The organism is Phytoamicus setariae, from assembly GCF_016722925.1.
Lineage (GTDB): Bacteria > Pseudomonadota > Alphaproteobacteria > Rhizobiales > Rhizobiaceae > Rhizobium_E > Rhizobium_E setariae.
The window spans coordinates 285,181-304,480 of the sequence record NZ_JAEQNC010000003.1; the positions used below are offsets into that span (position 1 = coordinate 285,181).

The 19,300-nt window shown below is 60.6% G+C and carries 14 protein-coding genes and 1 pseudogene; 3 read left to right on the forward strand and 12 right to left on the reverse strand.

Features of this window, described 5'->3' with window-relative positions:
- The first annotated feature begins 12 nt into the window (after nucleotides 1-12).
- A complete protein-coding gene (gene lysS, locus JJB09_RS06615; RefSeq protein ID WP_201654970.1) occupies nucleotides 13-1,509 on the forward strand; it encodes a lysine--tRNA ligase in 1,497 nt (498 codons plus the stop codon).
- Between the two features lie 54 nt (nucleotides 1,510-1,563).
- Here the strand turns inward: lysS and JJB09_RS06620 are convergent, their stop codons facing one another.
- From JJB09_RS06620 to JJB09_RS06630, 3 genes are all read right to left on the reverse strand, one after another.
- A complete protein-coding gene (locus JJB09_RS06620) occupies nucleotides 1,564-2,319 on the reverse strand; it encodes a L,D-transpeptidase (protein ID WP_343228990.1) in 756 nt (251 codons plus the stop codon).
- 189 nt (nucleotides 2,320-2,508) lie between these two features.
- A complete protein-coding gene (locus tag JJB09_RS06625; RefSeq protein WP_201654973.1) occupies nucleotides 2,509-3,327 on the reverse strand; it encodes a hypothetical protein in 819 nt (272 codons plus the stop codon).
- Nucleotides 3,328-3,496: 169 nt separating this feature from the next.
- Nucleotides 3,497-3,688 carry a hypothetical protein gene (locus JJB09_RS06630; protein ID WP_201654976.1) on the reverse strand — a complete coding sequence of 64 codons (192 nt, stop codon included), beginning with the start codon at nucleotides 3,686-3,688 and terminating at the stop codon, nucleotides 3,497-3,499.
- Between the two features lie 241 nt (nucleotides 3,689-3,929).
- Here JJB09_RS06630 and amaB point away from each other — a divergent pair.
- Nucleotides 3,930-5,396 (forward strand): annotated as a pseudogene (amaB, locus tag JJB09_RS06635) (L-piperidine-6-carboxylate dehydrogenase); the annotation flags it as partial.
- Nucleotides 5,397-5,478: 82 nt separating this feature from the next.
- On the opposite strand, the gene ygiD reads toward amaB, so the two are convergent.
- The 9 genes from ygiD to JJB09_RS06680 all read right to left on the reverse strand — a co-directional run bounded on the left by ygiD (nucleotide 5,479) and on the right by JJB09_RS06680 (nucleotide 18,589).
- Nucleotides 5,479-6,288 (reverse strand): 4,5-DOPA-extradiol-dioxygenase, encoded by an 810-nt coding sequence (gene ygiD, locus JJB09_RS06640; RefSeq protein WP_201654982.1) that lies wholly within the window; start codon nucleotides 6,286-6,288, stop codon nucleotides 5,479-5,481.
- A 156-nt stretch (nucleotides 6,289-6,444) separates the two neighbouring features.
- Nucleotides 6,445-7,698, reverse strand: a complete 1,254-nt coding sequence (locus JJB09_RS06645) for an SfnB family sulfur acquisition oxidoreductase (protein WP_201654985.1) — start codon at nucleotides 7,696-7,698, stop codon at nucleotides 6,445-6,447.
- Nucleotides 7,699-7,786: 88 nt separating this feature from the next.
- Nucleotides 7,787-8,599, reverse strand: coding sequence for a MetQ/NlpA family ABC transporter substrate-binding protein (locus tag JJB09_RS06650; RefSeq protein ID WP_201654988.1), 813 nt, complete (start codon nucleotides 8,597-8,599; stop codon nucleotides 7,787-7,789).
- 18 nt (nucleotides 8,600-8,617) lie between these two features.
- Nucleotides 8,618-9,277 (reverse strand): methionine ABC transporter permease, encoded by a 660-nt coding sequence (locus tag JJB09_RS06655; RefSeq protein ID WP_201654991.1) that lies wholly within the window; start codon nucleotides 9,275-9,277, stop codon nucleotides 8,618-8,620.
- Nucleotides 9,267-10,289, reverse strand: coding sequence for a methionine ABC transporter ATP-binding protein (locus JJB09_RS06660; RefSeq protein WP_343228991.1), 1,023 nt, complete (start codon nucleotides 10,287-10,289; stop codon nucleotides 9,267-9,269). Before JJB09_RS06660 ends, JJB09_RS06655 begins: the two co-directional genes overlap by 11 nt.
- A gap of 62 nt (nucleotides 10,290-10,351) precedes the next feature.
- Nucleotides 10,352-11,584: an acyl-CoA dehydrogenase family protein gene (locus tag JJB09_RS06665; protein WP_201654997.1), complete on the reverse strand. Its 1,233-nt coding sequence runs from the start codon at nucleotides 11,582-11,584 to the stop codon at nucleotides 10,352-10,354.
- Nucleotides 11,585-11,635: 51 nt separating this feature from the next.
- The gene (locus JJB09_RS06670) at nucleotides 11,636-13,060 is read right to left on the reverse strand and encodes an LLM class flavin-dependent oxidoreductase (protein WP_201655000.1); all 1,425 of its coding nucleotides are present in this window, start codon (nucleotides 13,058-13,060) and stop codon (nucleotides 11,636-11,638) included.
- Nucleotides 13,061-13,227: 167 nt separating this feature from the next.
- Nucleotides 13,228-14,907 (reverse strand): ABC transporter permease, encoded by a 1,680-nt coding sequence (locus tag JJB09_RS06675; RefSeq protein WP_201655593.1) that lies wholly within the window; start codon nucleotides 14,905-14,907, stop codon nucleotides 13,228-13,230.
- Between the two features lie 88 nt (nucleotides 14,908-14,995).
- Entirely contained in the window at nucleotides 14,996-18,589 is a 3,594-nt protein-coding gene (locus JJB09_RS06680; protein WP_201655002.1) for an ATP-binding protein, read from the reverse strand.
- Between the two features lie 222 nt (nucleotides 18,590-18,811).
- On the opposite strand from JJB09_RS06680, the gene JJB09_RS06685 reads away from it, so the two are divergent.
- The gene (locus JJB09_RS06685) at nucleotides 18,812-19,264 is read left to right on the forward strand and encodes a phasin family protein (RefSeq protein ID WP_201655006.1); all 453 of its coding nucleotides are present in this window, start codon (nucleotides 18,812-18,814) and stop codon (nucleotides 19,262-19,264) included.
- The last annotated feature ends 36 nt before the right edge of the window (nucleotides 19,265-19,300 follow it).

Sequence of the window (19,300 nt, forward strand, 5' to 3'; positions counted from 1 at the left end):
GAAAGAATAGATATGTCTGAACAGAAGAACGAAACCGCCCTTTCCTCCGATGCTGCCGAAGTGCGTGCACAAAAGCTGAAGCTACTGCGCGAAAAGATCGGCGACGTCTATCCGGCGCATTTCCACCGTACCATCACCAACGCCGAGCTTTCCGCGAAATATGAGGACCTGGCGCCCGACACCGAGACGCAGGATATCGTCACCGTTGCCGGCCGTGTCTATTCCTCGCGCAACTCCGGCATGTTCATGGACCTGCACGACGCTTCGGGCAAGATCCAGATCTTCAGCCACAAGGACATCACCCCGGAAGCCTCGCGTGAGCTGCTTTCGCTGATCGACCTTGGCGACATCATCGGCGTGACCGGCGCGGTTCGCCGCACCAAGCGCGGCGAGCTGTCGATCAATGCGCGTGAAATCACCATGCTCACCAAGACGCTGCTGCCGATGCCGGAAAAATATCACGGCCTGGCCGATATCGAACTGCGCTACCGCAAGCGCCATCTCGACATCCTGACCAACGAAGAATCCAAGCTGCGCTTCCAGCAGCGCAGCAAGATCCTGTCCGGTATCCGCCGGTTCATGGAAAACGACGGCTTCATGGAAGTCGAAACGCCGATGCTGCATTCGGTCTATGGCGGGGCGACTGCCGAACCGTTCAAGACCCATCACAACACGCTGAAGCTCGACATGTATCTGCGGATCGCGCCGGAGCTCTATCTCAAGCGCACGCTGGTCTCGGGACTGACCGACAAGGTGTTCGAGATCAACCGCAACTTCCGCAATGAGGGCGTGTCGACGCGGCACAATCCCGAATTCACGATGATGGAATGCTATTGGGCCTATGCCGACTACGAGGACATCATGGACCTCGTCGAGCGGCTTTTTGCCGAGCTGGCCATGTCGATCCACGGCACCACCGAGTTTGCCTTCGGAGACAAGCAGATTTCTTTTGCGGGTCCGTTCAAGCGCGTACCGATGCCCGATGCCGTCAAGGACGCGACCGGCATTGATTTTCTCGCGATCAAGACCGACGAGGAAGCCCGCGCCGCCGCCAAGGCTGCCGGTTTCGAAGTCGAGAAGGACGCGACCTGGGGCGAATGCCTCGCCTTCATCTTTGAGGAAAAGGTCGAGAGCACGCTGATCCAGCCATCGCACGTCACGCATTTCCCCAAGGACATCTCGCCCTTCGCCAAGGAAGTGCCGGGCGAGCCGCGGCTCGTCGAACGCTTCGAAACCTATTGCAACGCCTGGGAAATCGGCAATGCGTTTTCCGAACTCAACGATCCGGAAGAACAGCGCGCCCGCATGATTGACCAACTTCAGCAGGCTCACGCCCGTGGCGAGAAGGAAAAGCAGCTCGACGACGAGTTCCTGGATGCCATCGATCAGGGCATGCCGCCCGCCGGCGGCCTTGGCATTGGCGTCGATCGACTGATCATGCTGCTCACCAATGCGCCGTCGATTCGCGATGTCATCCTGTTTCCGGCGCGCCGCCACAAGAACGACTGACCTGGCGACACGGTCATCCGATGCAAAACGGGGCCTTTCGGCCCCGTTTTCATATCAGTAGGCTGGCCCTTCCAGCGTCACCCCATCGTCCATGGGCGTACTCGCCATCATGCCACCTGCCGAGAGGTCCGTTACCACGACCGGCGTCTTGCCCCGCACACGTTCGTAAAGATCGACGATGTCCTGGTTCATCAGGCGAACACAGCCCGAGGAAACGGACTTGCCGATCGTCCACCATTCCGGCGAACCGTGGATGCGATAAAGCGTGTCCTCGTTGTTCTGGAAAATGTAGAGCGCGCGGGCGCCGAGCGGGTTCTTGATCCCCGCATCCATACCACCATTGGCGATACTATACCGCTGCAATGCCGGCTGGCGGGCAACCATCTCGTCAGGCGGCGTCCAGCGCGGCCATTTCCGCTTGTACTGGATAACGCCCCTGCCCGCCCATTCGAAGCCAGCGCGACCGAGCCCGACGCCGTAACGCATCGCCTTGCCGTTCGGGTAGGTGTAATAGAGAAAGTGATTGCCGGTATCGACAACCAGCGTACCCGGTGCCTGGCCGGTTGGATCATCGACCATCTGACGATAGAATTGCGGCTTGATCTTCTGATACGGGATGGCTGGCAGAGGAAACTGCTCGTCGAGCTTCTCGCCATACATCATTGCATAATCTGCAGCAGGTTCGGGCAGCATCTCCTCCGCCTGCGGGCTGACCACGGCCGGCTTGGACGCGGTGGTCGCACATCCGGTCAGGGCAGACAGGGCCGCGAGGCCAGTTGTCTGCAGAAATAATCTGCGCTTGAGGTCCACTTCATTACCTTTCAACTCAATAATACGAATCTGGTGAAGGTAATCGCGCCTCTGCTTCCGGCTGTCGAATAACGAATGTGTGAGCCTGACATATTGCCTGCATGTGTGGCTCAGCGGCAACCTCACGCAGGGCAGATATGCATTTAAGTAACCTCTTATATTCAGGGCGTTTCGTCAATCCCTGCCGGGCTAATGGGCGGCAGGCTTGGCGATATCGGACACTTCCTGCGCGGCTGCGGCACTCGCATCGCCGCTCGTGGCAGCCTCGCCTACGGCTTCTGGCTTTGGCGCTGTACCGAGGCCGACAAAGCCCAGAACGCTATCCAGGAAGGATGGCTGCTCTGCAGTTTTTTCGCCATGGTCGGCGGTTTTGGCAACATCGACAGGCGCTTCCTGGCCTTCCGGCGAAGCTGCTGCGGAATGCTCGCCGGCGACGCTGACAATCTGATCGCCCCCCTTCAGCGTGCCCTGCCCATTGGCAAAATCCGGGCGCTCGGGTTCGATGCAGCCTTCCTTGTCTGGACTATCCTTCATCGCGGTCATCAGATCCTTGATGTCCCCGAGCGCGAGATCTACCCTTTCGCCATAGAAACGACCATCCGTGGTCGGCAGTCCATCGTAGTAGCGCGCCGTAAGGGGCGTCGACATCTCGGGAAGATATTTCGGCTGCAGGGCGATGATGACCTCTGCGCCGATGGTCCGTCCGCGCATGTCGGCACGCTTCTGTGGGCCATGAGCATCGAGAACATTGACCTGGATGAGATCAACCGGATTGGATTTGGCCAGCACGCCGGCCACACGCAGTGCGGTGCGGATACGGGTCGCGCCGTCGGCGTTGTCCATCTTGACATACTTACGCAACCACAGCCGCTTGGAGGGTGTCTTCAGCACAACGGTCTGGATCGTGGTGCACTCGGCACCCGTCGCCTTGGCTTTTCGCGGGCCGATAAGGGCGTCGCCGCCGACATAAAGGGCTGCCGCACCACTGCCGCCCAGCAGCGCCAGCATGCCCAAGGATGCAATGAGGACTTTTCTTGAAAATCTAATCTTGGGAACACCGAACTTCACACGCAATACTCCGCCGCCCGCAAGGGCATTCCTTGAATGGATCAGGCGGACTATAATCGGCTCGGCGTTTCGGAAGATTTAACGATGCCATATGGCTTAATGGTGCGCCTCACCCGCAGACGCGGATCTTCTGGACGACGAGCTTGCCGTCAGCGCCGACAACGGTCACCTTGCGCATGACGCAATTTTCGCCCTCCTTCTTTACGTACCAACCGCGCTTTTTCCATGCGGCATCGCTATCTCCGATACCCATCGACAGCGCTGCGGAGACAAGAAGCATGATTACGCCAATTCTTTTCATGTTTTCCCCGTCGTTTGTTTAGGCGACTGTTCTGGTCTTTTTCTAGGGTTTCCTGACACAAACGGCTGTTCCCGGGGGCACAAGCGCGATTTCCCTTGCGATTTGACCCCACCTCGGCCAGAAAAGCTGCCGAAACTGACCCGCATCGAAATCTGAGGAAAATTCCATGGGTGGCATGATCGAAAGCCTTAAATCCGAAACTCTCGCACTCCTGAAGACACTTGGCGTGCCGGAAAGCGCGGTAACCGGCGGAACCCTGGCCGCCCGCTCGGCCATCACAGGAGAAGTTCTCACCCAGCTCCGGTCCGATGATCGGGCCGCTGCCGATGGCGCCGTAAAGAAGGCGCAGGCCGCCTTCCTCGAATGGCGCGGCGTGCCCGCGCCCAAGCGCGGCGAACTGATCCGCCTGCTCGGCGAGGAACTGCGCGCCAACAAGGATGCGCTCGGCCGCCTCGTCTCGATCGAAGTCGGCAAGATCGTCTCGGAAGGCCTCGGCGAAGTGCAGGAGATGATCGACATCTGCGATTTCGCCGTCGGCCTGTCCCGCCAGCTGACCGGCCTGACCATCGCCACCGAGCGTACCGACCACCGGATGATGGAAACCTGGCATCCGCTGGGTGTGACCCTGATCATTTCCGCCTTCAACTTCCCGGTTGCCGTCTGGTCGTGGAATGCCGCACTGGCGCTGGTTGCCGGCAATTCGATCATCTGGAAGCCGTCTGAAAAGTCCTCGCTGACCGCGCTCGCCACCCAGGCGCTGTTTGAAAAGGCGCTTGGCCGCTACCGTGCTGCCGGCGGCATCGCCCCTGAAAACCTCTCACAGCTGCTGATCGGCGAGCGCGATCTCGGCGAAGCCCTGGTCGACAATCCGGCCGTGGCGCTAGTCTCTGCCACCGGTTCGACTGCCATGGGCCGCCAGGTCGGTCCACGCGTCGCTGCCCGCTTCGGCCGCTCGATCCTCGAACTCGGCGGCAACAATGCCGCCATCGTCGGCCCGTCCGCCGATCTGGACCTGACGCTGCGTGGCGTGGCGTTCTCGGCCATGGGCACAGCTGGCCAGCGCTGCACGTCGCTGCGTCGCCTGTTCGTGCATGAGAGCGTCTATGACGCGCTGGTGCCGCGTCTCATCAAGGCCTACGGCTCGGTAAAGGTCGGCAATCCGCTGGAAACCGGCACGCTGGTCGGGCCGCTGATCGACAAGGGTGCATACGACCGGATGCAGTCGGCGCTCACGGCTGCCAAGGCCGAAGGCGGCAAGGTGCATGGCGGCGACAAGGTCGAGATCGCATCGGCTGGCGACAGCACCTACGTGCGCCCGGCGATCGTCGAAATGCCAAAACAATCCGGACCGATGGTGGACGAAACCTTCGCACCGATCCTCTATGTGACGAAGTATTCGGATTTCGATGCGGTGCTGGCGCTGCATAACGACGTGCCGCAGGGCTTGTCGTCGTCGATCTTCACCAACGACATGCGCGAAGCCGAAACCTTCATCTCCGCACGCGGCTCGGATTGTGGCATCGCCAACGTCAATATCGGCCCGTCGGGCGCTGAAATCGGCGGCGCTTTCGGTGGTGAAAAGGAAACCGGCGGCGGCCGCGAATCCGGCTCGGACGCCTGGAAGGGCTATATGCGCCGCGCCACCAACACGCTGAACTACGGCCGCACGCTGCCGCTGGCGCAGGGCGTCAAGTTCGACGTGGAGTGATCTTCTCGCTTCACAGCAAGGAACAACAAAAGGGCCATGTCCTGCCGGACATGGCCCTTCTGGCATATTAAAAGTCGTTGTCTCAGGACAGGATGAAAGAACGCATCGAAATCGAGCCCATGTCGAAGGACTCGTTGAAGAAGCTGACCTTCTCATCCTCAGCCATCACGGCGAGCGGATAGAGGATAGGCAGAAAATGCTCGATGGTCGGATGTGACAGCGCAGCAACGCGGCCAAGCTTGCCAATGTCCAGCACCTTGCCGGTATCGCGGGTGGCGATCGCATCGGCCATATACTGGTCAAATTCCACAGCCCAATCGAATTTCTGGCCATTCATGCTGAGCGCACGCAGATTGTGCACGACATTGCCGGAGCCGATGATCAGCACGCCCTTTTCACGCAGCGCCTTCAATTCCTCTGCGAGCCGGAAATGCTCGTCCAGGTCCTTCGATAGGTCGAGCGATAATTGGTAGACCGGAATATCCGCCTTGGGGAACATCTGGATCAGCACCGACCAGGCGCCATGGTCGAGACCCCAGCGTTCGTCTGAATGGGCGTGGCTTTCCTCCAGCAGGTCGATCGTCGCCTGAGCAAAATCCGGCGCACCCGGCGCATTGTATTGTTGGGCGAAAAGCTCCGGCGGAAAGCCACCGAAATCGTGGATGGTCTTGGGGTTCGTGCCGATATGCACCAGCGTTGCACCGCGTGTCATCCAATGCGCCGAAACCACGAGGATCGCCTTCGGCACTGGCAAGCCCTCGCCGATGTGACGCCACTCGCGACTATACTCATTGTCGAGAATGGCGTTCATCGGACTGCCATGGCCGACGAACAGCGCCGGCATGCGCGGTGTGGACTGAAGATTTGCAAATGCGTTGCTGAGCGAAGCCATGATTACCTCCGACGGCCCGAATGTCCGTCTACTTGGAGACAGATATAGCGTACGCCAGTTGTTCACGATAGAAGTGCTTCAGTCGACATATCGTTCCTGAATTGCAAACAATCCAGCGCCGCCAGCGATACCGTGACTGGCGGCATATGGTTGTTGTCAGATCCACGAGTGCAATGGTGGCTCTATGCCGTTGAGGTAATATTGCCCCACTGCGTGGTATTTCCAACGAACCGGATCGTGCAGCGTATGGGTGCGCGCATCACGCCAGAACCGGTCGAAATTGTGCTCGCCGAGCGTCGAGCGCGTTCCCGCGAGCTCGAACAATTTTGATCCGGCAAGCAGCGCGATATCGGTCGTCAGCACCTTGGCTTCTGCGACCGCGATCTTCGCCAATCCGATGGATTGCGTATTGGTTTCGGCAATCGTTGCATCGAGCTGACGTCCGGCCCTCTCGAGCAACGCTTCCGCAGCATGCAGGCGGATGACGATGTCACCGACATTGGCAATCGTAAAGGGATCGTCGGACGCACGATCCTGGCCGCTATCGATCCACGGACGGGCGTGATTCTTCACCAGTTCAATGGTCGCTTCCAGCGCTCCGCGCGCAATGCCGGCATCGATGGCAGCATGGATAAGCTGGCTTTGCGGGCCGACCGCGCTCTGGTTCTCGTAGACGATATGGGCCGGCAGCAGCCTCGACGGGTCAATCCGCACCCGGTCGAGCTTGACCGTGCCGCTCGCGGTGGTCCGCTGGCCGAAAGCCGACCAGTCGTTGATCACGGTCAACCCGCCCGCATCGCGATCGGCAACCGCAACCACGACATGGCCGTCCTCATCCAGCGCCACGATCGGCACGAGATGGGCAAACAGGGCGCCCGTTGAATAGAACTTCTCGCCTGTCACCAGAAAGCCATCGCCATCCCTGATGATGCGTGTCTCGAACACCTCGACATTCTTGCCTTTGAATTCCGAAAAGGCATTGCCGAGCCGGTAGCCCGCCAGCACTTTGCCGAACAGATCCCGCCTCTGTGCCTCGCTGCCGGTCAGTCGGATGACGTCGATGATCTCGAAACTGTTCTGCGAAATCTGGGTCAGCGACGGATCGCCGGATGCGAGCGTCGCAAACACCTTTGCCAGCGTCACCTGGGAGACACCGGCACCGCCATACGCCTTTGGTATGGTGATGCCCCAGAGCCCGCTCTGAGAGAAGATGTCGACCTCACCGAAAGGCAGAAGCCGCGCGCGATCGCGTTCCCGCGCGCCGGCGGCAAAGATTGGCTTCAACCGCTCGGCGACCGAGAGTGCTTCCGCATCATCGGCGATCACATGTGCTGGTCTCGATGGCTTCTGCGGGCTCCATCCCGGTTCTCCGGCGAGAGGAATTGGCTGCGTTGCCGCTCTGACTGTCATGCTGGTTTTCCTGAAATCGGGGCTGAAATGGCGGCGGGAGTGTGTGTGGGTGCCCCGCCGCCGGATGTGCAGTAAGAATTGCCAAGGATCAGAACGCAGCGATAATCTGGCCCTTGTAGTGTTGCTTGATGAAATTGCGGGTTTCGTCGCTGTTCAGCGCCTTGGCGAGAATGGCGATGCGCGGGTCGTCCCTGGTTTCCGGACGGGTGACGAGATACTCGCTCCAGACGTTGTAGCCATCCTGGCCGCGGTCGGCGAGCAGCGCCTTTGAGATGTCGAGCTTGGCTTCGAAGACGTAGTTGCCGTTCAGGGCACCGAGATCGACTTCGCTCAGCGCCCTCGGCAGCATCGCGGATTCAAGCTCGACGATCTTGAGGTTCTTCGGGTTCTCGACCACATCCTTGATCGTCGGCAGCACGTCGTCCGGCGAGGTCAGTTCGGCCTTGCCCTTGACCTTGATCAGGCCGAGCTTCTGCAACAACAGCAGGCCGCGGCCGCCATTGACAGGATCGTTGGGGATCGCAACGGTCGCCCCCTCGGCAAGCTGGTCGATGGCGGTGATCTTGGTCGAATAGGCGACGAAAGGCTCGATATGCACCGGCACGATCGGCACGAGATTGGTGCCCCGCTGCTTGTTGTAGTCGTTCAGGAATGGCCGGTACTGATAGTAGTTGGCGTCGAGCTCGCCCGAGACCAGCTGTGCATTGGGCTGGATGTAGTCGGTAAAGACGCGGATATCGAGCTCGAGGCCTTGCTTGGCGACGATCGGCTTGACGAACTCGAGGATTTCGGCGTGCGGGATGGCGGTGGCGCCGACCACCAGCTTTTCGGCGGCAGACGCATTCTGGGCGAGGCCGATGGCCAGCGTGGCGGCAACGGCGAAAGTCTTGAAGAGGTTCATCGGGTGTTTCTCCTTGGGCTATTTTCGTGAAAAGCGGGTGACGAGGTGATTGCCGCTCGCCTGGATGAGCTGGACGAGCACGACGAGGATCGAAACGCAGACGAGCATGATTTCGGTCTGGAAGCGCTGGTAGCCGTAACGGATGGCAAGATCGCCGAGACCGCCGCCGCCGATGGCACCTGACATGGCTGTGTAATCGACAAGCACGATCGCGGTGACGGTTATGGCGGCCACAAGGCTGGGCAGGGCCTCGGGAAGGACCGCGCGGATGATCGTCTGGAGCATGGTCGCGCCCATCGCTTCACTCGCCTCGATGACGCCGCGATCGACGTCGCGCAGCGCGGTTTCCACCAAGCGTGCGAAGAACGGGGCCGTGCCGACGACGAGCGGGAAGATGACGCCGCGGATGCCGAGCGAGGTACCTGTGACTAGAACCGTGACCGGCATCAGCACGATCAGCAGAATGATGAAAGGCACGGAACGGATAACGCCGATCACCACCGACAGCGCACCATAGGCGACCGGCTGGTCCAGCATCTGCTTGCGGCCGGTGAGGAACAGCAGGATGCCGAGCGGCAGGCCAAGCAACACGGTGAGCACGAGAGCCCCGCTGACCATGGCGAGCGTTTGCAGCACTGCGGCCGATATGTCGCCCCAATAGATATTCTCAAACGACATGGGCAAGCTCCGGCTGAGAAAGGGGATGGCCCGGGTTTGTCGCTCCGGTACGAGGTGACGCCAGAATCTCGACGTCAACGCCGCGAGCCTTGAGCGCGGCAAGCGCGCCGACCGGATCGGCGCCGGAAAGGCTGATGGTAAACTGGGCATAGGGCGTCTGCCTGATATGCCCCACGCGGCCCGAAAGGATCGCGTAGTCGACGCCAAACTCGCGCGACATGCGGGCCAGCACCGGCTGGCGGGCGGCTTCATCGACCAGCGTGATGCGTGCGACGTGCCCGGTCGCGCCGGTGGTGGGCGACGGACTCCGATGTGCCTGGTCGGGCTCGGCCTCGCGCAACAGTCCGAGTGTCGCGGCATGTTTCGGATGCAGGAAGACATCCCTGACGGTGCCGGTTTCCACGATGCGCCCATGATCGATGACCGCGACCTTGTCGCAGGCATGGCGAATGACGTCCATTTCATGGGTAATGATGACGATCGTGACGCCGAGGTCACGATTGATTTCCTGCAGAAGATCGAGAACTGAGAGCGTGGTCTGCGGATCGAGCGCGCTGGTTGCCTCGTCGCAGAGCAGCACCGACGGTTCGCAGGCGAGCGCGCGGGCAATGCCGACGCGCTGCTTCTGGCCACCGGAAAGCTGGCGGGGATATTTGGCGGCATGGTCCGTCAGGCCCACCCGATCAAGGAGCCTTGCGACACGGGCGGCGATCTCAGCCTTGTCGTAGATACCGGCGAGTTCCAGCGGATAGGCCACGTTGGCCGCGACCGTACGCGCGCTCAACAGGTTGAAATGTTGGAAGACCATACCGATCTTGCGCCGGAGCGCACGCAGTTGCGCGCCTTGAACACCCGTGACGCGCTCGCCATCGACGAACACGTCCCCGCCTGTCGGCCGCTCAAGCAGGTTGATCAATCGCACGAGCGTCGATTTTCCGGCGCCCGACGAGCCGATGATACCGAAGATCTCGCCGCGGTCAATCGTCAGGTCGATACCGGAAAGCGCACTCACGGACCCTCCGACAGTGGCAAAACTCTTCGTTATGTTGGTGAGTCTGATCATCGTCATACCGATCAGGTTGGGCTCTGGCCGATGCGCCACTGGTAGGGTGGAGGTGTGCCATTGACGGCGAAATCACCGATGATCCGATCCTTGTAGATGCGTGGATTGTGCGAAGAGAGCGTGCGGGCATTGCGCCAATGGCGGTCGAGACCGGCCGGTTTCTTGGTCGCCGAGGCGCCGAGGGCGTCAAACAGAAGCGTCGAGGATTGCAGCACGAGGTCGGAAACCACCGTTTGCGCCTGTGCCGTCTCGAGCTCGGCGATGGCGTTGGCCTTCTCTTCGCTATCCGGGTCGTTGACGAAGCGGGTATCGAAGGCGCGCTGCAAGGCATTGGCCGCCTGCAGCACGATCGCCCCGGCCGAATAGGCTGCCCCGCGGATGCGCCCGACCACCTGCAGCACCTGCGGGTCTTGGCTAGAACGGGTCGCGGCGGCATGCGAATAGGAGCGGCGGCGTTCGGCTACGGCCTTGGCGACGTCGTTGGTGATCGCGCGGCCAATGCCGGCAAGCGTGGCGAGATGATAGAGTTGGTAGAAGGCGGAGGAATACCTGAAGCGCTCTTCGTCGATGACGATGTCGTCATCGGTGACGGCGACATTGGTGAAGGTCGTCGTGCCGCTGGCAGTCAGCACCTGACCGAAACCGTCCCAATCGTCGACGATATCGACCCCGTCCGCATGCCGCCGCACCGCGACCGACACGCCTTCGCCTTGCACATTGGAGGCGCCGACATCGATCCAGTCGGCATAGAGAGAGCCGGTCGTGTAATACTTGGCGCCGTTGAGCACCTGATGGCCGTTGCTTCCCGAGACATGCGTGGCGAAGCGGTCAAGCCCCGCGCCGGGACCGACCTCCGACCATGCGCTGCCGACGATTTCGCCGCGCCCGATGCGGGCGGTCCAGACCCTACGTCGCACGGGGTCATGGCTGTTGAGGATATCTTCGGCAAACCCGAAATGCGCCCTGAGCGCCTGGGTGACGTTCGAATCCGCCTCCGACAGTTCGACAAGCAGGTTGAAGAATTGCGGCAGGGTGACGCCGAGCCCGCCCTCGTCCTTGGGCAGGCGCAATGCGCCAAAGCCCGCTTCCTTCAACAGCCGGATCTGCTCGAAGGGCAGGGTGCGGTTCAGTTCCCGTTCGTTGGCATCTCTGGCGATCTCGGCAAAGATAGGCCGGAAGCGGTCTGCGATGGTCTCATAGTCGTCACCAGGACCTGCGCCCCAGCCGAGTTCGATCTGTGTCATTGTCATTCCGATATTTCGTGTTGGCCAGTCATGGTGTCGGATTATGCAAGCTCAGCTGCCGACCTTGCGAAGAGGGGCGACTGACGTGTCTGTTTCGGAGGCGCGCTTCTTGAACGCCTCGATGTCGCGGTATTGGTTGGCCGGGTGGTTGGTGCCGAGATAGGGGCCGTCGCCGAACAGTTTTTCGCGCAGCGTGCCGGGTCTGTAGGCGGTGGGATAGACGCCGCGCTTCTGCAGCTCCGGCACAAGCAGGTCGACTGCCGCCTCGAAGCTTTCAGGCGTCACCGCATAGGCGAGATTGAATCCGTCGACATCAGTTTCCTCTGCCCATTCCTGCAGGATGTCGGCGACGGTGGACGGCGAACCGACGAAGACCGGACCGACTCCACCGATACCGCCCCACTTGGCCAGTTCCTCGACCGTCCAGGTTTTATCCTTGCCGGAGAAATGCTCGATCATGGAAACGATGGCATTGGTCTCGACTTTCTTGATGTCATCGGTCGGCGCATACTGGCCGAAATCGATGCCGCTCCAGCCGGACATGAACACCAGCGAGCCGTCATAGGACGTATAGCCCTGATACTCCTCGAAGCGCTTCTGGGCCTTTTCGTCCGTCTCGTCGACGATCAGCGTGACCAGATTGTAGATCAGCACTTTCCTGGGATCGCGTCCGGCGGCAGCAGCCTTCTGGCGTATTTCATCGACATAGGCTTTGAGCAGCGATTTGGTCGGCGCCCCGACGAACACGCATTCGGCGTGGGCGCCGGCGAAGGCCTTGCCCGGTCCGGAGGCGCCTGCCTGGTAGAGCACCGGCGTGCGTTGCGGCGAAGGCTCGGACAGATGATAGCCGGGCACGTCGAAGAACTTGCCGCGATGGCCGATCTCGTGGACCTTGGTCGGGTCCGTAAAGATGCCGCGGATCGGATCGCGTTGCACGGCGCCTTCTTCCCAGCTGCCCTCGAACAGCTTGTAGAGCACTTCGACATACTCTTCCGCGACTTCATAACGGTTGTCGTGGCCGCGAAGGCCGCCCTGACCGATATTCTTGGCGCCGCTTTCGAGGTAGGAGGTGACGATGTTCCAGCCGACGCGCCCCTTGGTGTGATGGTCGGCCGTCGAAAGCCGGCGAGCGAATGTATAGGGATGCTCGAAGGACGTGGACGCGGTGATGCCGATGCCCAGATGCTCGGTGGCCAGTGCGATTGGGGCTGCGAGCTGCAGTGGATCGTTGACCGGGATCTGCGCCGCCTGTTCGATGGCGTGGTAATTGGAGCCCTTGTAGACATCGTAGTAGCCGATCACATCGGCGATGAAGATGCCATCGAAAATCCCTCGCTCCAAGGTACGGGCCAAATCCTGCCAATAGTCCAGGTCTTTGTATTTCCACGATTTGTCACGCGGGTGCTTCCAGAGACCGGGCGACTGGTGACCGACACAATTCATGTCGAAAGCGTTGAACCGGATTGTGCGAGCCATGGAATTCTCCTGCGTTGTCGGGCCGCCGAGCGGCACTTTCAACACGGAAAATAGCGAAAATCCGGAGAAACAAAAGTTAGTATATATTTTTTATAGATTTTATTTTGAAATATTTTTCTATGCGGCTATGCGAAATCAAGCCCGGGGACACCGCAAAACCCAAATTGTCAGGATGAACGCATCGCGCTGCCTTCAAGCGAGCGCGACACCATAATCACCGGTATGAGCCCTGCCAGGATGATGATGATTGCCGGGATCGAAGCGTCTTCCACCTTGGAGCGCGATGCGTCCTCGTAGACCAGCGTCGCCAGCGTGCTGAAGTTGAAAGGCCGCAGCAGGATCGTCGCCGAAAGCTCCTTGATGGTCTCGATGAACACCAGCAGGCCCGCGGTCAACACGGCAGGTCGCATCGCCGGCACCAGGATGGTCCGCAAGGTCTGCCCCGCGGTGCGCCCAAGCATGCGCGAGGCATGGTCCAGACTCGTCGGCAACTTGTGAAACCCGGATTCCACCGTGCCCTCGGCCATGGTCAGGAACCGCGACGTCAGAGCATAGATGATGGCGATCATGGTTCCGGAAAGGAGCAACCCGGTCCGGACCCCGAAAATATTTTTTACGACGGCAGAAATCTGATTGTCGAGCGCGGCAAGCGGTATTAGCACGCCGATGGCAAGCACAGTGCCGGGCACCGCGTAGCCGAAGGTGGCAGACCGCGCGGCGATCGCGGTAATCCTGTTGCGGCCGGCCCGTGCGGAATAAGCCAGCACGAATGCCAGGCATACCGTAATAACCGCAGTGAACGTGCCGAGCATGATGGTATTGGTCAGCCCCTTCAACAGCTTGGCCGAGTAGAACAGGTCAAGGCGCTTGATAGCGTAGCTGCCGAGCACCACTACCGGCACGATGAAGCCGCCGAGCACCGGAGCGAAACAGGCGAGGAATGCCAGCCAACCACGCACGCCCGTCAGTTTCGTACGCACGGAATCGTGCACGCTGGAGGTCGTCTTGCTGCCCGAAAACCGCTGACTGCGGCGGGCATGTCGCTCGACCAGGATCAGCACCGCTACGAAAACCAGCATCACGGCAGCGATCTGCGCCGCTCCTGCCAGGCTGCCGCGATTGAGCCACGTATCGTAGATCGCGAAGGTCAGCGTATTGACACCCAGATACTCCACCGCGCCGATATCATTGAGTGTCTCCATCATCACCAGCGTCAGCCCGGCGGCAATCGCCGGCCGCGCCATCGGCAGTTGCACGGTGAAGAACACCTTGAGCGGCGAGGCACCAAGCGTGCGCGCCACATCGGCTGCGGACCGGCCCTGCAACAGAAACATCGAGCGGCTGGAGAGATAGACATAGGGATAGAGAACTGCACCCATCACGAGCACGGCGCCGGATAGCGAGCGGATGTCGGGGAACCAGTATTGCTGCGGAGTGGCAAACCCGAAGATAGCGCGGACCGCCTCCTGCAAAGGGCCTGTATAGTCGAAGAACTCACCTGCGGCATAAGCAGCGAGATATGTGGGCATGGCCAATGGCAACACCAGCGCCACCGCCAGCATCCTGCGAAAGGGAAACTCAAATGTCACCGTCAGCCAGGCGGTGAGAATGCCGGTTACAGCCGTCGAGGCGCCAACCAGCAGCAGCAGTGCCAGCGTGCGCCAGAGCGCGCGTGGCAGAATGGTTTCGGCGACATGGGCAAGATCCGAGGTGCCGGTGGAAAGTGCGAGCCAGACGATGGCGAACAGCGGCAGCATGACCACCAGCGAGATAGCCATGGTGCCAAGCGCGAGGAGTCGGTGATGTTGCCGCAACCGCGGCTTGCCCGGATGCACGGGGCTTATCATGGTTTGATCGGACAATTCATCCATTCCTGACGACCGACGCCTTCGGAGCGTCTCGCGGCCCACAGACGGACTTCTATTCGCGCAATGGCTAATCCGCAAGCACGCGCTGCGGCGGGAAGGTAATTTCCACCAGCGTGCCTTCGCCGTGCGAAGACTGGATCGCGAATGTCGCGCGATTGGCTTCCGTCATCGCCTTGGTCAGCGGCAACCCGAGCCCCGTACCGTCGCCGCGCTTGCGTGCGCCGGGCTGCACCTGGCCGAATGGCTTCATGGCCTGTTCGAGTTCGGCTTTGGACATGCCCACGCCGGTGTCGCGAATGCGCAGCGTCACCGAACCGGACGTTTCATAGGCGGTCGATACGACGATCTGGCCGCCCGAGGGCGTGAAGCGGATGGCATTGGCGAGAATGTTGATGGCGATCTGCTTGATCGAGCGGAGATCGGCAACGACATCGGGAACCGATTGCGACAGCGAGGTACGGATGATCACGCGCTGGGCGTTCGCCTGTTGCTGGACGAGCGACACCGCCTCGGAAACACAGTCGTTGAGCGTGACGGCGGCAAACTCGACATCCATCTCGCCGGCTTCGATCTTCGATATGTCGAGAAGATCGTTGACGATATCGAGTACATGACGGCCCGAGCGGCCGATATCGTTGGCATATTCGACATAACGGGGATGGCCGGCCGGACCGAAATGCTCGCTGGCGATCATATCGGAGAAGCCGATGATGGCATTGAGCGGCGTGCGGATCTCGTGGCTGACGCGAGCGAGGAAATCGCTCTTGTGCTGGTTGGCGGTCTCGGCGGCGCGCTTGGCGGTCTTCAGTTCCTCCTCGGAGCGCTTCCACTGGGTGATGTCGCGGATCACGGCGCAATAGCTGTTGGAGCCCGGCATGCGCCCCATCGTCATGAACAGCGGAATGAAGCCGCCGGAAGCCTCGCGGCCAATGACCTCGCGGCCATCATTGAGCACGCTCGCTACGCCATGGCCGGCAAGTCCGGCAAGATAGTCCTGTACAGCTTTCTGGCTTTCATGGGCAAACAGCATCGCAAACGGCTTGCCACGGGTCTCGCCGTCATCAAAATTGAAGAGCGCGCTGGCCGAACGATTCAGCGAACGGATGCGCCCGTCCGTGTCGAGAATCACGACGCCGTCAGTGGCAGTTTCCAGTATGGACCTGAGCTCCTCAGCCTCGATCTTGAGGGTTGCCAACTTGTGCGCCATCTCCGGGTCTTCCTCGAACGAGACGGGCGGAGCTTCCATTGCAACCTCGGGAGCCAGCGTCAGCATCAGCGCCGTGGCACCCTCGTATTTCACCGATTGAAGCCTTGCTGTCACGGGCACTTCCACCCGATCGGCGCGCACCAGATGCACGATGCCCGCAGCACCTTCGTGCCGGGCAATCAAACTTTCGAGGCCGCCGGCGGCTTCAAGCGCTTCGATTGTGTTGTAGCCGGTCAGCCGCCGGAACTCTGTGTTAGCGTGGATCAACCGGTCGCCGGCATGAATGAGGATTGCAAGCGGCACCTGGTCAGCGGCCGAAGCCGTCATGCCGGGGCCCTGGGACGCCTCCGCCAGATCGTCGAATTCGTCCTCGTCTATCTCATCGACCTTTTTGGCAACATCTTCCTGTTCGCGCTTGGAAGCGCTGTCTTCAGCACCAAGGGCCTCAACCGCTGTGGTGCCGGCTTTCATCGTCTGTGCATCGTTCTGCACATCCGCGTCGGCGACGACGTCGTCATTGGCATCCGGCGTGTCTTCCATCGGCTGGCCGGTGACCAACTCGTTCGGGCGCTTGCCGAAAGGTTCGAGTTGCCGGGCGATCTCGCGAAACGCGGCCTGCTCGTTCTGGCTCAGCCCCTCGCGCGCCTTGGCACGGCGCTCTTCCAGCTGGACTATTTTGCGGGAGAACGTTTCCAGCGGATTGGAGGCAATCTCCAGCGCGGGAACTTCACCACGGAATTCGTCCAGTGACTCGACGCCGCTATCGTCTGTCGTTTCGTCCTGTGCGGCACCTTCCGCGTGGCTTTCGTCGAAAACTTCGTTTTCGTCGCCTGCATCAGCGTCGACAACGGGGGCGGCTGCATCAGGTCGACCGAGTGTCAGGCCAAGGGCGGCGGGATCTTCCTCCGCATCACCCACCCGCACGATTCCGAAACCCCGGAAGCCATCGAATTCGCGATTGCGCGAATAGGTCGGCAATGCCGCCAGATCGACCGGCACGACAAGGTTTGTTCCCTCGACCGGCCAGCGGATCATTCGTCCAGACCAGGTGTCGCGCCGCTCCAGCAGGCGACCGATTTCACCATCCTGATCGAGGTTGAATTGTTCGGCCAGCTCCTTGAAGCCGAGACCATTGATGTTGCCGGCATTCGGGCCGACCGTCCGCATGAACTCGTCGGAGACTTCGGCAAAACGGCCTTCCGGGTCAAGCTTCCACACAAATCGCACCGGCCGCCCGCCACCCCGAAACACGAACGTGCCATGCTCCTCCGTGGGCTCATCGGCAACAGAGGCGACCGACGCCTCCGGCTGCTGGTCCTCGGAGGCGACAACTATCGGCTGGTGCTGCAAATCCTGCTCCGGCGCGCTGATAGGCTGCGGCTCGTCTACGGGGCCCTCAATTGCGGCAGCCCCATCAATCGCCGCCAGATCCGCCAGATCATCGCTGGTCTCGACATCAGCCAACTCGGCGTCCGTCATTTCGGCGGCGTCCTCGCCATCATGCGAAAGGTCCGAAGCTTCATCCGCCTCTATGGATTCAGCCGGGAGCAGGCTGCGAGCGGCCTCGGGCTGAACGATGACGGCACCGCCGACTTCTTCAACCTCAGCGTCGATGGGTTGCACCGGCTCCGCTTCGGTTGCCGGATCGGCCTCTACGTCGGCGTCGTCGAAAGCCGTATCTGGCGTTTTCTCGGCAGCCGGCGTTGCGGGCTGTGTCGCGGCAGCGACCGTCGCGACTGATACGGCGACAACGCGCGGGAGGTGTTGCTCCGGCGGGGGATCCATCCGGCCGAGCATCGTCTCGACGCAGAACAGCAGGTGCAATGGCGGATCTTGCGAAACCGTACCGATGGCCGCAGGCAGGTAGCCGGCAGCGGAAGCAATCGGGCGCTTGATAAGACCATCGGTATGCGCCAGCGCGGCGATCAGACCACGCGTGGTTTCGGGTGCAATTCCGATGGCCGAGAACCCGGCGGATGCATCAAGCACCGTGCCCTCACCATCAAGCACCGCCATATGCGTGTCCGGATCATCAAACCCCCTGAGCATGGCGGCAATGCGCGCAGCGGGGTCTTGCGCATTGGCAGCGACGGGCGCGGTGAATATCACCACAATCTCATCCTTGCGAATCTCGACGAGGCTGGCAGTTGCACTGACGGCCGCACTTTGGAAGCCGCTGGAGGTCCGGATCGTCAACCCGCGCGTATCGCCAACCTCGCGAAGCTGGGAGGCCGCGGCGGTGAGCTGACGAAAGGCAACGCTTCCGCGGTTCGGGCCATCGTCCATAAGGCCATAGATGTCGCCGAATCCAAAGAACGCGGCGCCTTCGCCATTGGCCCACAGAACCTGATCCATAGACCGCGAAAACAGCACGATTGCGTCTCCGGCGGCCAAGCGCGCGCGCACCGATGGATGTACGGCTATGTCGATGAATGGATACTGGACTTGCGGCATGACGGACCTTGGAGACGCAGGGAATTACCGGGGCATGTCTTAATAAATTCTTAATACTCCGTCGGCTCCCGACGGTCCACAACCTTGCCCCGGAATCCGTGCAAAGGGTTAATCTGTTGCATCGCACTATTTTGTTGCGCTGCACAATATTGCGTGTTATAGACCCTTCATAAACATATGGCACGGCTGAAGCCGTCCAGGAAACGAACAAGGAGCATGCGCATGGCCACGAAGAAAACGGATGATGTCTTCTCCATTTCCTCTTTCGATCCGTCGAAGTTCAATGAGAGCTTTCGCGATTTCGCCGAGAAGAGCTCCGTAAAGTCCAAGGAAGCCCTTTCCAAGGTGAAGGAAGCGACCGAAGAAGCCGGCAAGACCGTTGAAGCAACGCTGCAGAATGCCCAGGCCGGCACGGTCGAGCTCGGCATGAAGGCAATCGAGATGCTGCGCACCAACACCGAGAATTCCTTCTCGCACCTGGAATCGCTGCTGAGCATCAAGTCTGTTTCCGAGTTTTTCGAACTTCAGACGGCGTTTTTCCGCAAGCAGGCTGAACTGGCTGTCGAACAGGCCAAGTCGCTTCAGGAAACTTCCAAGAAGGTTGCCGAGCACGTCTCCAAGCCGGGCAAGGAAGCCACTGAAAAGGCAATGTCCTCTTTCAAGCTCAGCGCCTGATACTCTTGTAGCAGTGTGTAAGCGTAAAGAAGCGTA